This is a genomic window from Oceanicola sp. D3 (genome assembly GCF_006351965.1).
Classification (GTDB): domain Bacteria; phylum Pseudomonadota; class Alphaproteobacteria; order Rhodobacterales; family Rhodobacteraceae; genus Vannielia.
This window is the reverse complement of the sequence record NZ_CP040932.1, coordinates 2,514,970-2,527,975: the sequence shown is the minus strand read 5'-3', so window position 1 is coordinate 2,527,975 and position 13,006 is coordinate 2,514,970. Positions and strand designations below refer to the sequence as shown.

Annotated in this window: 15 protein-coding genes; 7 read left to right on the top strand and 8 right to left on the bottom strand. The window is 67.2% G+C overall.

Features of this window, described 5'->3' with window-relative positions; translation table 11 throughout:
• The first annotated feature begins 29 nt into the window (after positions 1–29).
• Genes FHY55_RS12800 through FHY55_RS12780 form a run of 5 tightly spaced genes read left to right on the top strand, consistent with a single transcriptional unit; the run spans position 30 to position 3,316 of the window.
• Positions 30–842 (top strand): helix-turn-helix domain-containing protein, encoded by an 813-nt coding sequence (locus tag FHY55_RS12800; RefSeq protein ID WP_140014567.1) that lies wholly within the window; start codon positions 30–32, stop codon positions 840–842.
• Positions 839–1,303, top strand: coding sequence for a nuclear transport factor 2 family protein (locus FHY55_RS12795; protein ID WP_140014566.1), 465 nt, complete (start codon positions 839–841; stop codon positions 1,301–1,303). Before FHY55_RS12800 ends, FHY55_RS12795 begins: the two co-directional genes overlap by 4 nt.
• A complete protein-coding gene (locus FHY55_RS12790; RefSeq protein WP_168222999.1) occupies positions 1,303–2,103 on the top strand; it encodes an alpha/beta fold hydrolase in 801 nt (266 codons plus the stop codon). The genes FHY55_RS12795 and FHY55_RS12790 overlap by 1 nt, the downstream gene beginning before the upstream one ends.
• Positions 2,100–2,477, top strand: a complete 378-nt coding sequence (locus FHY55_RS12785) for a protocatechuate 3,4-dioxygenase (RefSeq protein ID WP_140014564.1) — start codon at positions 2,100–2,102, stop codon at positions 2,475–2,477. Before FHY55_RS12790 ends, FHY55_RS12785 begins: the two co-directional genes overlap by 4 nt.
• On the top strand, positions 2,477–3,316 hold the full coding sequence (locus FHY55_RS12780; protein ID WP_140014563.1) for a protocatechuate 3,4-dioxygenase: 840 nt from the start codon (positions 2,477–2,479) through the stop codon (positions 3,314–3,316). Before FHY55_RS12785 ends, FHY55_RS12780 begins: the two co-directional genes overlap by 1 nt.
• A gap of 386 nt (positions 3,317–3,702) precedes the next feature.
• Here FHY55_RS12780 and FHY55_RS20970 read toward each other — a convergent pair whose 3' ends face one another.
• Positions 3,703–3,999 carry a hypothetical protein gene (locus tag FHY55_RS20970; protein ID WP_371706930.1) on the bottom strand — a complete coding sequence of 99 codons (297 nt, stop codon included), beginning with the start codon at positions 3,997–3,999 and terminating at the stop codon, positions 3,703–3,705.
• A gap of 16 nt (positions 4,000–4,015) precedes the next feature.
• On the opposite strand from FHY55_RS20970, the gene FHY55_RS12770 reads away from it, so the two are divergent.
• On the top strand, positions 4,016–4,327 hold the full coding sequence (locus tag FHY55_RS12770) for a recombinase family protein (protein ID WP_140016104.1): 312 nt from the start codon (positions 4,016–4,018) through the stop codon (positions 4,325–4,327).
• A 71-nt stretch (positions 4,328–4,398) separates the two neighbouring features.
• Here the strand turns inward: FHY55_RS12770 and FHY55_RS12765 are convergent, their stop codons facing one another.
• From FHY55_RS12765 to FHY55_RS12750, 4 genes are read right to left on the bottom strand one after another with little or no spacing between them, the layout of a single operon-like run.
• Positions 4,399–5,385, bottom strand: coding sequence for a glycosyltransferase (locus FHY55_RS12765; protein WP_140014562.1), 987 nt, complete (start codon positions 5,383–5,385; stop codon positions 4,399–4,401).
• Positions 5,382–6,359 carry a glycosyltransferase family A protein gene (locus FHY55_RS12760; RefSeq protein WP_140014561.1) on the bottom strand — a complete coding sequence of 326 codons (978 nt, stop codon included), beginning with the start codon at positions 6,357–6,359 and terminating at the stop codon, positions 5,382–5,384. The genes FHY55_RS12765 and FHY55_RS12760 overlap by 4 nt, the downstream gene beginning before the upstream one ends.
• A gap of 23 nt (positions 6,360–6,382) precedes the next feature.
• A complete protein-coding gene (locus FHY55_RS12755) occupies positions 6,383–7,303 on the bottom strand; it encodes a glycosyltransferase (protein ID WP_140014560.1) in 921 nt (306 codons plus the stop codon).
• 3 nt (positions 7,304–7,306) lie between these two features.
• Complete coding sequence (locus FHY55_RS12750) at positions 7,307–8,545, bottom strand: oligosaccharide flippase family protein (RefSeq protein ID WP_140014559.1); 1,239 nt, start codon at positions 8,543–8,545, stop codon at positions 7,307–7,309.
• Positions 8,546–8,746: 201 nt separating this feature from the next.
• Between FHY55_RS12750 and FHY55_RS12745 the strand changes: the two genes are divergently transcribed.
• On the top strand, positions 8,747–9,946 hold the full coding sequence (locus tag FHY55_RS12745; protein ID WP_140014558.1) for a polysaccharide biosynthesis/export family protein: 1,200 nt from the start codon (positions 8,747–8,749) through the stop codon (positions 9,944–9,946).
• A gap of 7 nt (positions 9,947–9,953) precedes the next feature.
• Here the strand turns inward: FHY55_RS12745 and FHY55_RS12740 are convergent, their stop codons facing one another.
• The 3 genes from FHY55_RS12740 to FHY55_RS12730 form a co-directional block, all read right to left on the bottom strand.
• The gene (locus FHY55_RS12740) at positions 9,954–10,502 is read right to left on the bottom strand and encodes an Hpt domain-containing protein (RefSeq protein WP_140014557.1); all 549 of its coding nucleotides are present in this window, start codon (positions 10,500–10,502) and stop codon (positions 9,954–9,956) included.
• A gap of 73 nt (positions 10,503–10,575) precedes the next feature.
• The gene (locus tag FHY55_RS12735; protein WP_140014556.1) at positions 10,576–11,463 is read right to left on the bottom strand and encodes a UTP--glucose-1-phosphate uridylyltransferase; all 888 of its coding nucleotides are present in this window, start codon (positions 11,461–11,463) and stop codon (positions 10,576–10,578) included.
• A 54-nt stretch (positions 11,464–11,517) separates the two neighbouring features.
• Positions 11,518–12,897, bottom strand: a complete 1,380-nt coding sequence (locus tag FHY55_RS12730) for a WecB/TagA/CpsF family glycosyltransferase (RefSeq protein WP_140014555.1) — start codon at positions 12,895–12,897, stop codon at positions 11,518–11,520.
• Between the last annotated feature and the right edge of the window lie 109 nt (positions 12,898–13,006).

Below are 13,006 nucleotides of genomic sequence, written 5' to 3'. Positions count from 1 at the left end.
GGGCGGGCTGGCGTAAGCGGACGTTTCACATGTTGAAACACCCGCCCGCCGCTAAGGCACCGGCACCGGCGCCGGGGTGCTATGCGCCGCTCAAGTCGGTGCAGAAGACAATGGCGATCCTCGAGGAGTTGAGCCGTCATCCGGCACGGCGCGTACGGGAACTGTCACAGGCCACAGCCATACCCGCGCCCACGGTGGTTCGGGTGCTCGAAACCCTTTGCGCGATGAACTACGCCGCACGGCTTCCGCATCGGGCAGGCTACTGCATCGCCGAACGCGCTGGCCGGCTCGCCGAGGGGCTGCAAGGGCTGCCCGCGATCCTGCCAGCCGCACGCACAGCGGCCGAAGCGCTGACCGCTGCGCTGCGCTGGCCCGCCTCGATCTGCACGCCCGAGGGTGCGGCGATGGTGGTGCGGTATTCGACCATTCCAAACAGTCCGCTCGCGCACAAACCCTCTACTGTCAACCACCGGCTGAGCCTGCTCACCCGCGCCCACGGCAGGGCGTGGCTTGCGTGGTGCGACGAGGCGGAGCGGGCGCAGCTTCTTACTGCGCTGGTGCACGAAGGGGAGCACCCCGGCCCGGTTACACGTTTGGCGGCGGAGATCGAGCCTGTGCTCACCTCGGCGCGGGTCAATGGAGTGGCCCGCCGCGATCCGTCGCTGGAACCTGAAACCATGACGCTCGCGGCGCCGGTGCTCTCGGGCGGGCGGTTGATGGCGACGCTGGGCATCACCCATTTCATCCGCGCTGTGCCTGACCCGTTGCCACTGGTGCGCCGCCTGCGAGCACTGGCGCTGGAGGCGGGGCGCGCTTGCGAAACTGAGGGAGGCACCAGATGACAGAGAAAGCTTTGCAGCAAATCCTTGATCGACAGGAGATCGAGGCGATGAACCGACAATTCGCCGGCGCGCTCGACGGCGGCACAGTGGAGCAGTTCCTGGCGATCTTCACCGAGGATGTTGACTATCGCAGTGGCGGGCGGGTTCTTCAGGGGCATGCCGCTCTGCGCGAGTTTTTCGAGGTGCGGGCGGCGGCCGGGCGGGTCACACGCCATCTGATGAGTGGGCTCGACATTGCCTTTGACGGGTCGGAGGCGGCCCTCGCCCGTAGCACGTGGCTCACATTCGCGGGTGCGGGGGCGGTACCGGTCGCAAACTGCACGCCGTTCCTCGTCGCGGACGTGGGGGACGACTGTGTGCGCACCGCAGAGGGCTGGCGCATCAACCGAAGGGTGATCACGCCGATCTTTCGCAATCCCGAGATCGCGGGACCGGTCGGCCAGATTGCGGGAAGGCCATGATGCGGCGGGTCGAGGTGCCGGGCGGTTGGCTTTCCGTCGCCGATCAGGGGGCAGGCGCGCCTGTAGTATTCCTGCACGGATTCTCGCTCGACCATCGGTCCTGGGCACCGCAGTTGGCCGCTTTCAGCGAAAGATACCGCTGCATCGCCTACGACCTGCGAGGATTTGGACAAAGCAGTCTGCCGGAGGGCGACTATGATCATGTGGCCGATCTGGAGGTGCTGCGCAGGTCCGTCGATCTGGACCGGTTCGGTCTTGTCGGCCTCTCGCTAGGGGCCAATGTGGCCCGCGCCTATGCCGCCCTTCACCCGGAGCGCGTGACAGGACTCGTTTTGGCTTCCAGTGGTCTCGCGGGGCACAACTGGGGCACCGCACCGCGCCCTCCCGAGGAGGTCTCGCGGGTTGCGCAGGCGCAGGGGCCGGAGGCAGCGCGGGCTTTTTGGCTGGCCCATCCGATCTTTGCTTCACTGACCGATGCACCCGAAGCGCGGGCCTCGGTGCATCGTCAGGTGGCAGATTACTCGCTCTGGCATTGGCGTGCGCCCGGCCGAGGGGCGCGGATATCGGATGCCGGGGCGCTGTCTGGGCTCTGCGTGCCCACGCTGGTCGTTTCGGGGGACCGCGATGTGCGGGGCTACCGAGACATTGCCGACACGCTTGCCGGAGAGATTCCCGGCGCGCGCCTCGAGCGAATTGCGGCGGGCCACATGGTGAACCTCGAGGCTCCCGAGGCTTTCAATACCGCACTTGGGCTGTTTCTCGCCGCCCATGGCACCCGAAGGGAGGAGATCAAGACATGAGCAATTCGATGGCGCTCACACTCGATCCGCCGGGCACCTTTGTCTACACCGCCGAGATGGCGCTGAAGGGGCACCGGCTCACCGCCTTCGGTCTGTCGCTGAGGCAGGCGCAGAACCGCGAGGCCTTCCTCGCCGACGAGGCGGGGTACATGCGCCGCCACGGCCTGAGCGATGCTGATATTGCACATGTTCTGGCCCGCGACTGGACCGCACTGATTGCGGCAGGCGGGCATCTTCAGTCCATGCTCAAGGTGGCTGCGACCGTGGGGCAGAACCTCTGGCATATCGGCGCGCATAACGCCGGGATGACCGTGGAGGAGCTGATGGCGATCTGCCCGCGCCGGATCAGCGCTGTGCCGGGGGAGGAGAGCTGATGGCGCGCATCGTCGGTGGCTTCGGCATTTCGCACACGCCTTCGATGGGGCTGGAGTTCGATAAGGGTATGGCGGGCGCATGGGCACCGCAGTGGCAACCGTGGTTCGAAGGCACGCGGCCAGTGAAGGACTGGCTGGAGCGCGTGGCGCCCGACCGGCTGATGATCGTCTACAACGATCATCTCAACCATTTCGATTTTTCCGCCTGTCCGACCTTGGCCATCGGCGTTTCAGAACGCTACCCGCAGGCGGACGAGGGTTGGGGCCCGCGTCCTTACCCCGACCTTCTGGGCGATACGGCCATGTCGCTGCACATGACGGAACGCCTCGTGCGCGGCGGGTTCGACCTGACTGTCTGCCAGGACCTCTCGGTCGATCACGGGATTTACTCGTGGTTGCCCTACCTGTTCGACGCGCCCTGGCAGGTACCGGTTTGCCCCGTGGCTGTGAACATGGTGCGCCACCCGATCCCGACCAACCAACGGCTATGGGACTTGGGCCGGGCGATCGGAGCGGCGATCCGTGCCATGCCCGGCGATGAAAGGGTGGTTGTGGTGGGCACCGGTGGCATGTCACATCAGATCAGCGGAGCACGCTTCGGAATCGCGAACGAGGGGCTCGATAGGTGGTTCCTGCGCCATTTGGGAAATGATCCGCAGATGCTCATCGACACGCCGCAAGAAGAGTTCATGCGGTTTGGAGGCACCGAGGCGTCGGAACTGGCGATCTGGTTCGCGATGCGAGGCGCTCTCTCGAAAAACGTACTGGAAGCCTACTCTTATTACACATTTCCCGCCGTCACGGGGTGTGGTGTCGTCGTATATGAAGAGAAGACTTAAGGTTCCGAAGGGCAAAGTACGTACGGAGTGGATACCGAGTCCCGCTTTTGAAGCGCTACGTAGATCTGTCGCCTTCCAATGATGGCCGTCCGGTGTGCAGTTTGCTTGCACGAGAACTGGACTGTTCATGCACGGATTTACGGGCGCCAACGAAGGAGAAGGTTCGACACCAGTCCCGTTCCCTCCGCCACTTGCCCCCGCCAAAGCGTTCTCCCCATCCGGCTGCGGCCGGATTTTTCAGTTGTTCTCGAGGAATGTGCGGGACGGGCAGTTAACCGGCCCCGGTGCCAAGAGCCTCGGAAGCAGTCTCTCAGGGCCAATATTCTCCTGACCTGTTAACCGTGCGCGGTTCGGTTCAGAGCGGCATGCTACTGAAATCATTAGGCTTAGAGTGGGGACGCACTGGGCGGGATTTGCAGTTCCGCTCGCCAAGCCGCTGGAACCCGGATCGAACGATCAGCGAACGGCCCTAGGCCGCCTGTGCCATCATCACCGAGCGCGTATTGCGCGAGCGCTGCTCGCAGGCTGGCTAGCATTCCATTGTAGTCGACAATCAGGCCGCAATCCTTTCCAGGATACGCCCTGTTCGCGCGCGCTATGGCCTGCATCAGTGTGTGGGCCTTCATCGGCTGGTCAATATAGAGCGTCGACAGGCATTCCACGTCGGAGCCGGTCAGCCACATCGCACAGACGATTGCGATGCGGAACGGGTGCTTGGGGTTCTTAAATGCCGTCTCGACATCGATCCGTTCGCCATTCCCGGCAGGGGAGGGCGGTGTGGCTCTCAGGGCGACGGTGACGTGGAACGCAGACCAGTCCGCGGCGGGGCTGGCTGAGGTAATCGCGCAAATCCGGGCGGAGGGACGTGTGTCGCTGCGTGTGATTGCGGCGGAGCTGAATGCCCGTGGGATCCTCACCCGGCGGCGGGGGCGGTGGCAGGTGTCGAATGTGAGGGGGTTGGTTCTGAGGCTCGCTGTTTCAGGTTTGTTGCAAGCACGACGCAGCCATTAGCTAGCTTGTGGGAACGATGCACGTGTTGGGCTTGTCTCGTCATAGGGTAATGAATTGACGGCTCGCGTTCCCTAAAGCCGGAATTCAGAGATGAGCCTGTTCCACTCGCTTAAGAAACGTTCTTCAAGCCGAAAGACCGACGTGGGTTCGGACACGGGAGGCTGCGCTGTGCCTGCTGCAACAGCTTGCATCAGATTGGCCCATGCGGAGCTTGTGCGCTCCTCGGCCACGTGCGCTCCGAGTGGCAGGTGGTCGGTCAGACCGTCTACGCCTTGCACCAGCAGGGCGCGTCCTGCTGCGCGGGCTTCGATTGCGACAAGGCCGTAGGCTTCCCAGCGGGAGGGCATGGCGACGGCATCGACCGCGGCGAAGGCGTCGCAAGGGTTGACGGCCCGGCCCTTGAAGACGATGCGCCCATCACCAGCAGCGAGTGAGCGGAGCCGCGCCTCCTCGGGGCCCTCGCCGTAGATGTGCAGGGAGAGGTTCGGCTCCGGGATCGTGCGAAAGGCGGCAATCAGCGTGTCGAAGCCCTTTTGAGGGTCGAGCCGGCCGATGGCGCCGAAAGTGCGGATGGGGCCGGAGCGCCGGGGCAGGGCGCGGAAGGCCGAAAGGTCGACGCAGGAGGGGATGATGGCGAGGCGGCCCGGGGTGACGGCACCGCTCCGGATGAGCCATTTGCCCTGTGCCCGGCTCACCGCGACCACCCGGTCGAACAGGCGGTAGGCGGTGCGGAGGAGGAAGGCGAAACGGCCCTTGCGGCGGACGCATTGGTTCACGAAGCCCTCGGTGTAGCTGTGCTCGACATGGACCAGCCGGGCGTGAGGGTTCCGAAGTCGGAGCAGGGCCAGCATGGGTAGCGAGCGCCAGCTTACCGCAAGGTGAGAGACGATCATATCCGCATCGAGACGGCCAAGGCGCAGGCCGCCACGAGGCACGTGGCGCAGCGTGTGATCGGCCTGTTCAGCCAACTCGGGCGAGGTGACGAGGTAATCGAGCACGCGCATGACGCCGCCAGCGGTTGCGTCGTCGACGAGATGGAGGATGCGGGGGCGGGTCATCGGGCGGGCTCTGCGCTGAGCGTGACGGGTTTCCGGCCGGAGCCGATCAGGCGCAGCACGAGGGCCGCCGCGAGGGTGGTGAGGGTCTTGCCCGGCTCTTCGAGCAGCGGCAGGCGGGATTTGGAGAGGGCGTCGCGGATGAGCCTTTGGGCGCGCGCGCCGTCCCGGTCGGAGATGGCCCGGCGGGCGAGGTAGCGCAGCTGGTAGGCGCGGGCGGCGGGGGTGTTGACCTCGAAGAAGGCCGGGTTGAGGGGTGCGAGCTTGGTGACCATCCGCTCCCAGGCGGCCAGCTGGCGCTCGGTGTTGGCGGAGAGGCCGCCGGAATTGACGCGATAGCGGGTGAGCAGCCCCTCGATGCCCTCGAAGCGCCAGGAGGTGGAGAGGGCGATGCGGAGCCAGCATTCGATATCTTCCGACTGGCGGAAGGTTTCGTCGAAAAACCATGTACGACCGGGCTCTTGGCGAGGCGCGTAGCCGATCTCGTCGAAGACGGCGCGGCGGATGACCGGGGCGGAGCCGTTGCCGATGGGGTTGCGCTTGAAGATGGTGCTGGCATCTACCCCGGTGAGGCGCGGACGCTGGGCGGTGCGGAGGGGGCGGGAGGCCTCGTCGATCAGTGCGGAGCCGGAGTAGCTGACGCCGACCTGCGGATTGGCGGCCAGGTGGGCCGCGTGCCGGGCCAGTTTTTCGGGGTGCCAGAGGTCATCGGCGTCACAGAAGCCGATCACCTCGCCCCGCGCGGCGGCGATGCCCGAATTGCGCGCCCCGGCGAGGCCTCGGTTGGCTTGGCGGACAATGCGCACACGGGCATCGCGGGCAAAGCGGCGGGCGATCATCGGGGTGCGGTCGGTCGAGCCGTCGTCGACCACGATGATCTCGAAGTCCGGGTGGGTCTGGGCGAGCAGCGCGGTCAGCGTCTCGGCCAGGGTGGCTTCGACGTTGAAGGCGGGAACGATGATGGAGGCGAGGGTCATGGGAGGGCCTTTCTGGCGGGCGATCAGGAGAAGAGTGCGCGGCGCAGGGGGCGCGGCAGGACGGGCGCGAGGCCGGCCCCCGCGAGCGTGAGCAGGCCGCGGCGGGCGGGCGAGAAGAAGCCTGCGGGGCTGTGGCGCAGGCCGGCCAAGGCGTGGCGCAGGGCCTCGCGCGGATCACCCCCAAGCCGCAGGGCGCGGCGGGCGAGATAGCGGGCGTGGATGGCGTGGCTCTCCTCATCCGGTTCAAAGCCGTAGCGTGCGGCGGTCTCCAGTGCCGTGGCACGGCCTGCGGCCATGGCGTCGAGGTCGGTGGAGAGCCCGCCGGTGCTGGTGCGGTAGAAGGTGTGAAGCGCGGGCAGGCCGATGACTCGGGCGCCGTCACCCACCAGCCGGATCAGCCACTCGAGGTCTTCGTTATGGACCATCGCGCTGTCAAACCCGCCTGTGGCGGCGAAGGTCGCGCGCCGGACCGAGAGGTTGGACATGGTGCAAACCGGGTTTTCGCCCAGCAGCATCGGGATGGTCAACGGCCCGGCGGGCACGGTGGAGCGCACGCGGCTGTCGCCGGGGGCGTGGCGGAAAAACTCGATCTGGCCGTAGACCGCGTCGATTGCTTCGTCGTCGAAGGCCTCCACGATCTGCGCCAGTTTCTCCGGGTGCCAGAGGTCATCGGCATCGCAGAAGGCCACCAGCGGCGCGGTGGCGTGGCGGAGAACACCGGCGTTGCGGGCCACGCTGGGGCCTTTTCCGAGGTTGGCGACTTGGCGGATGCGCGGATCTTGCCATGCGGCGGAGCGCACGAGGGTCATGGTGGCATCGGTCGAACCGTCGTCGATGCAGATGGCCTCCCAGTCGGCAAAGCTCTGGCACAGCAGGCTTTCGAGCGTCGCGAGTATGGTCGCCTCGGCGTTGTAGCAGGGGATGACGATGGAGATGGCAGGCATGGGTCAGACCTTTGCGAGGTGGGGGCGGGCGAAGGCCGCGTGGAGGGCGGGAAGCGAGGCCAGCACCATCACCACCGTGGCGGTGAGGGCGTAGCCGGTGGCGACGGGCAGCAGGCCGAAGGGCGCGAGGGCGGCGGTGTTGAGCATGAGCGCGGCGGTCATCAGCGCGGTCACGCGGAACTCGGCCCCTGCGCGGCCCTGCGCTCGCATCCAACCGGCGGCGGCGGCCCAGAGGGTGGTGGGGATGGCGACGAGGCAGAGGATCGAGACGATCTGGGGCAGCTCCTCCCAGCCGGCGCCGAGCAGCAGCGGCACGTAGACCGGGGCCAGCAGCGCCTGCGCCAGCACGGCGGGGGTGATAAGGCCGAGGGCCAGCACCATCGCCTGCCGCAGTGCCTGCGCCCGGTCGGTGCTGGTGCAGAGGTGCGGAAAGAGCACGGTCGAGAAGGCGGTGGAAAAGGAGGTGGCCAGGCTGAGGCCGGCGTTGAAGGCCATGAAGTAAAGGCCCAGTGCCTCGGCGCCCATGAGCGTGCCGACGATCAGCTTGTCGGCCTGCATGCGAAGCGCCTTGACCAGCTCTACCCCGAGCACCGCTGCGCCGAAACGAGCGAAAGGCGCGAGCGGGGCCCGGGGGCCGGACGGGTCGGGAGACCAGGGGTGCAGGCGGCGCATGGCGACGAGCCAGAAGGGCGCGGTGAGCAGGCGCGGCAAGATCAGCGCCAGCGCCGAGGGCCAGGCCAGCGCCAACGCCGCCGACATGAGGTTGGCCGCCACGATCTGGCCCCCGGAGATGGCCGCCGTTTGGCGCAGCTTGCCGGCGCGCATGGCCAGCGCCGTCTGCACCAGACCGCCCGGCATGAAGAGGTATTCGCCCGCCAACAGGAGGATCAGAAGCAGAAGGGTGAGGCTGCCGCCAGCGGCATAGAGTGCAAAGCCCACCGCCGATTGCAGCACGAAGAGGCCGAGGCACCACGCCCAGAAAATTCGGTGGGCGGTGGCGCAGGTGGCCTTCAACTCGTCGTCGGGCGCGGCGATGATGCGCTGGCCAACGCCGTTCTCGGTGAGCGATTTCAGGATGTCTGCAGCAGCAAGAGCCGCCGCCGCCACACCGATCTGCTCGAGATCGAGCGTTCGGGCGACGGCGACGACCACCAACAGCCGCGAGACCTTGGCCGCAACCTCCGACGCCCCGTAGGCGAGGAGGTTGTGCACGATACGAGATGTTCCGTGAGTGGTAAGCATCTGTCTGGTCCCTTGACGGTTGGTAACCAAGGTCTATGCCAGTCTCACCGCGCCGTCTTGCGCGCCCAAGGAGAGGTGAAAGGCGCAACAGTTGTGCATCATATCCCAACGGATAGGGTGCACGCGCCCGACGCTCTCTCGACCGGGGCGAGGGAAGGATTTAACAATCACTCAACCGCAGGCGACAAGGCGAAAGCAGTGATGGTGCAGGTATTCAAGTCTTCCACGGCGCTCGTTGCCGCGCTGGCCCTTGCGGGCTGCGCCGCGCTCGATGCGCCCGACAACCTCGAACCGGTTGCCGAGGGCGATGCCTATCAGGCGCAGTATCGCCAGCCCGACGTCAGCCGGGATGAGGCGCAGTTTCTCCGTTCGGCCACCATCAACGCCCAAAAGTGCCGCGCCCCGCGCGGCGGTGCAGGCGGCAAGGGCAGCGGCGTGGCGGCGGCTTCGGCGCTGCGAGGCGAGCGGCTCACCCGCAACGACCTCGTAAATATTCGCGTGGGCGATGATGAAACCTTCAATGGCGATTACGTGGTCTCCCGCGACGGCACGCTGAAGCTGCCCTTCCTTGCGCCGATCCGGGCGCAGGGGAGGCTGACCTCGCAGGTCGAGGCCGATATTGCCCGCCTGCTCCTTGCCGGAGATTTCTTTGCCGACACCCCGCGCATCTCGGTGCGCGTGGCCGACTTTGCCTCCGTGACCGTGGGCGTCTCGGGGGCCGTCTTCGAGCCGCGTGCGGTGGAAATCGGCGGCGTGCCCGGCGATCAGGTAGATGGTCGTCGCCAGCAGGCGCTGGGCGCCTCGACCGAGGGGCGCAACCTGTCAGCGGCGCTCCGGGCGGCGGGCGGCGTGCGGCCCGATGCCGACATTTCCGCCGTCGAGGTGCGCCGCGGCGGCACGCTCTACACGCTCGACATGCGCGGCGTTTTCGAGGGGCAGAACGCGGTGGATATCATGCTGCTCACCGGCGACGAGGTGAACGTGCCGAGCCGGGGCTGCTTTCAGGAAGACCTGATGCGCCCCAGCCCGATCAGCCCGCCGGGGATTTCGCTGTTCCTGTCCAACCTCACCCAGCCCGCCACCGGCAACGCGCCCTCGGCCATCGGGCGCGAGACCCGCGAGGTGCCCTATGGCACCCGCTACCTGCAGGCGGTGGTGAACACCAACTGCGTTGGTGGAGCACGGGCGACCAGCGCCAACCGCTCGTCGGTGCTGTTCTCGCGCAACCCGATCACCAAGGTCTCCGTGGTCATCGAGCGAGATATCGAGAACCTGCTGCGCCGCGCCGACCGTGACGACTACGACCCCTTCCTGCTGCCCGGCGATTCCATCGCCTGTTACGACAGCACGGTGACGAACGTGGCCGAGATCGGGCGGGTGCTGGGAATCCTGCGGCCCTGAGCCCGGGCTAGCTTGCGGACGGGCGGGGGGCCTTGCGCCGCTCGGCCACGAGGGCAGGGCGCGTCTCGGACCAGACCCGGGGCAGGGCGGCGATGCTGTCGCGCAGGGCGGTGCCATCACCCGCTTTCGCGGCCTCCTCGATTGTCACGAGCGCCGATCGCAGGGCGACCGCGCCGAGCGTGGCTGCGCTGCCGGCGATCTTGTGAGTGCGGGCGGCGGTCTCTGCCAAATCTTCCTCGGCCGAGCGTTCGAGAAAGCCGACGAGCGTCTCGACTTCCTCACCGAAGCGGTCCAGCAGCCCGCTCAGCGCCTCCACTCCCAGCGTGTCGCACAACCCGTCGATGTAGCTGCCCGCCACTGCGGGGGGGGCCTGCCCACGTCCCGGCGCGCCCGTACCGGCGTGATCCGCAATCACCCGCTCCAGCGCCGCGCGGGAAAGCGGCTTGGTTACGATGTCGTCCATCCCGCCCGCGAGAAACGCGTGCCGCTCTTCGGCCACCGCGTTTGCGGTGAGCGCGATGACCAGCACGCGGGCGCAGGGGCCTTCCTGTGGCACTCTTTCTCACGGATTACCCGCTCGACCCAAAGGGTCAGGCGGATAGGGATCTGTCCTTTGGAGCAGGGTGGGTTCAGGCGACTTGGCGCAGGGGGGTGCTGCGCTCGGCGAGAAAGTCGCGAAGCTCGCCCGCCAGTTCGGCGCGGTCCAGCGCGAAAGCGGCGGTGGCCTGCACAAAGCCCTGGATCGAGCCGCAGTCAAACCGCTCGCCCTCAAAGGCGTAGCCGTAGACGCCAGCGCGAGCCAGATCGGCGTTAATCGCATCGGTCAGCTGCAACTCGCCACCAGCACCCGGGCCGAGGGTGTCGAGCTTTTCGAAGATCGACGGCTCGAGGATGTAGCGGCCGATCACGGCGCTGGTGGAGGGGGCCACGTCGGCGCGGGGCTTCTCGACCATGCCACGGGCCACCGCGACCCGGCCTTGCCGCTCGGCAACGTCGAGTACACCATAGGCCGAGACCTTGGTGCGCGGGACATCCATGGTGGCGACCATGTGGCCTCCGGTGCGGCTATGAGCCTCGACCATCTGGGCCAGCGCGCCGCGGCGGGCGCGGATCACGTCATCGGGGAGCAACACGGCGAAGGGCTCGTCGCCCACCAGCTTGCGGGCCAGCCGGACGGCGTGGCCGAGGCCGCGCGGGTTGGGCTGGCGGAGGAAGCTGAGCGCGCCTTCGGGCATCCGTGTGCGCTCCAGCGCGGCGAGGGCATCGGCCTTGCCGGCGGCCTCGAGACGCTGCTCCAGGGCGGCGGCGGTATCGAAGTAATCCTCCAGCGCTCCCTTGCCAGCGGCGGTGACAAAGATGAATTCCTCGATCCCGGCCTCGCGGGCCTCGTCCACCGCGTATTGAATTAGCGGGCGGTCGATTAGCGGGAGCATCTCCTTGGGAATCGATTTGGTGGCGGGCAGGAAGCGGGTGCCCATTCCGGCGACGGGGAAGACGGCTTTGCGAACGTGGGTCATGGCAGGGGTCCTTTGATTGAGCAGATGGGGTGGTGTGAGGTGGCTGGGGTGGGGTCAGTAGGCGCCCCGGCCGCCGAGCACGGCGCCGAAGGTGCGGGCGATGAGGGAGAGGTCGAGCAGCAGGGTGCGCGAGGCGGCGTAGGAGAGATCCATCTCGACCATCTTGTCGAAGCCGACGGAGGCACGGCCCGAGACTTGCCAGACACCGGTGAGGCCTGGCTTGACGGCGAGGCGGCCCAGCGCGCGCGGCGGGTAGGCGGCCACTTCGGTCGGCAGGGCAGGGCGCGGGCCAACGATGGCCATCTCGCCCTTCAGCACGTTGAGGATTTGCGGCAGCTCGTCGATGGAAAACCGGCGGATGAAGCGGCCGACGCGGGTGATGCGCGGATCGGACTTGGACTTGAAACACACGCCCTCACGGTCGGAGGTGGCGAGCAGAGCATCGCGGCGGGCCTCGGCATCCACGCTCATGGAGCGGAACTTCAGCATGGTAAACTCGCGCCCGTTCCGACCCACGCGGGTTTGCCGAAACAGGACAGGCCCCTTGCTGTCGGCTTTGATCGCGAAGGCAGTGATTGCCAGCAGGGGGGCGAGCAGAACCAGCGCGGTGAGCGATAGGGTCACGTCAAGGAAGCGGCGTTGGGCGGCGGCAGCGCTCTCCGGTCCCCAGGCCCGCAGGGCAGCATTGGCGAGAAAGCTGACATTGCCCGCAAGGTAGCGCTTGGCCAGGCGACGCGGCTCCTGCGCCAGACGCCAGACCCATTCGGCCTTCGCTCTGCGCACCCATCCCGGCGCGCGGCTCACGTTGCCAGCAAGAAAGTCGAAGAGCGCACCAACACCGAGGGTGAGGGCCGTATCAAGCCTCATCGCGTGACGGTGCAGCCAGATTTCCTGCATCGGCACGCCGAGCGCCACAAGCAGAATATCGGCGCCAGAGGCGTTGACATCGTCGATAACGGCTTCGGCATCTGCCGCGCCATCGTAGCCATCACGCGTACCGGCAACCCGGAGCGCGGGGATCTTGGCCTGCAGCGCGGCGGCGGCGGCCTCGGCGGTGCCCGGTTTGCCACCGAAGAGATAAACCGACTTGCCCTGCGCGGCGGCCTTTTCGAGCAGCGTGGGGACGAGGTCTGTGCCGTTGAGGTTGGCGGTCAGGCGCTGACCGGTCATCCGGCCAGCAAGCTCCACCCCGATGCCGTCGGGCAGAAGCACGTCGGCGCAGGCCACGGCCTCGCGGTAGCCACGGTCACGGCGGTGCAGATTGCAGCAATGCGCGTTCATGAAGAAGGCGCGGCGGCGGCCCGGGGCGAGCAGAGTGGCGATCGTCTGCGCGGCGGTGGCATCGACAAGATCGAGGCCGAGGGCGGGCAGGCGGGTGGTGGGCAGGGCCGGGGTGACGGCGGTGAAGTTGGTATCGAACGTGGCGGCTTTCATGGGGCAAACCCTTCTGGTTCAGGAACTTGCCCTTTCATGCCCGCTGGCCCCGACACGCCTCAACGGAGCGGGAGGAGAGGTGCGAGGCGCGTTGGTTAACCGATCACTA

Coding starts and splice junctions, on each gene's coding strand:
- FHY55_RS12800 (WP_140014567.1), top strand. CDS start 30: ATGTTGAAACACCCGCCCGCCGCTAAGGCACCGGCACCGGCGCCGGGG.
- FHY55_RS12795 (WP_140014566.1), top strand. CDS start 839: ATGACAGAGAAAGCTTTGCAGCAAATCCTTGATCGACAGGAGATCGAG.
- FHY55_RS12790 (WP_168222999.1), top strand. CDS start 1,303: ATGCGGCGGGTCGAGGTGCCGGGCGGTTGGCTTTCCGTCGCCGATCAG.
- FHY55_RS12785 (WP_140014564.1), top strand. CDS start 2,100: ATGAGCAATTCGATGGCGCTCACACTCGATCCGCCGGGCACCTTTGTC.
- FHY55_RS12780 (WP_140014563.1), top strand. CDS start 2,477: ATGGCGCGCATCGTCGGTGGCTTCGGCATTTCGCACACGCCTTCGATG.
- FHY55_RS20970 (WP_371706930.1), bottom strand. CDS start 3,999: ATGTGGCTGACCGGCTCCGACGTGGAATGCCTGTCGACGCTCTATATT.
- FHY55_RS12770 (WP_140016104.1), top strand. CDS start 4,016: ATGCGGAACGGGTGCTTGGGGTTCTTAAATGCCGTCTCGACATCGATC.
- FHY55_RS12765 (WP_140014562.1), bottom strand. CDS start 5,385: ATGACCCGCCCCCGCATCCTCCATCTCGTCGACGACGCAACCGCTGGC.
- FHY55_RS12760 (WP_140014561.1), bottom strand. CDS start 6,359: ATGACCCTCGCCTCCATCATCGTTCCCGCCTTCAACGTCGAAGCCACC.
- FHY55_RS12755 (WP_140014560.1), bottom strand. CDS start 7,303: ATGCCTGCCATCTCCATCGTCATCCCCTGCTACAACGCCGAGGCGACC.
- FHY55_RS12750 (WP_140014559.1), bottom strand. CDS start 8,545: ATGCTTACCACTCACGGAACATCTCGTATCGTGCACAACCTCCTCGCC.
- FHY55_RS12745 (WP_140014558.1), top strand. CDS start 8,747: ATGGTGCAGGTATTCAAGTCTTCCACGGCGCTCGTTGCCGCGCTGGCC.
- FHY55_RS12735 (WP_140014556.1), bottom strand. CDS start 11,463: ATGACCCACGTTCGCAAAGCCGTCTTCCCCGTCGCCGGAATGGGCACC.
- FHY55_RS12730 (WP_140014555.1), bottom strand. CDS start 12,897: ATGAAAGCCGCCACGTTCGATACCAACTTCACCGCCGTCACCCCGGCC.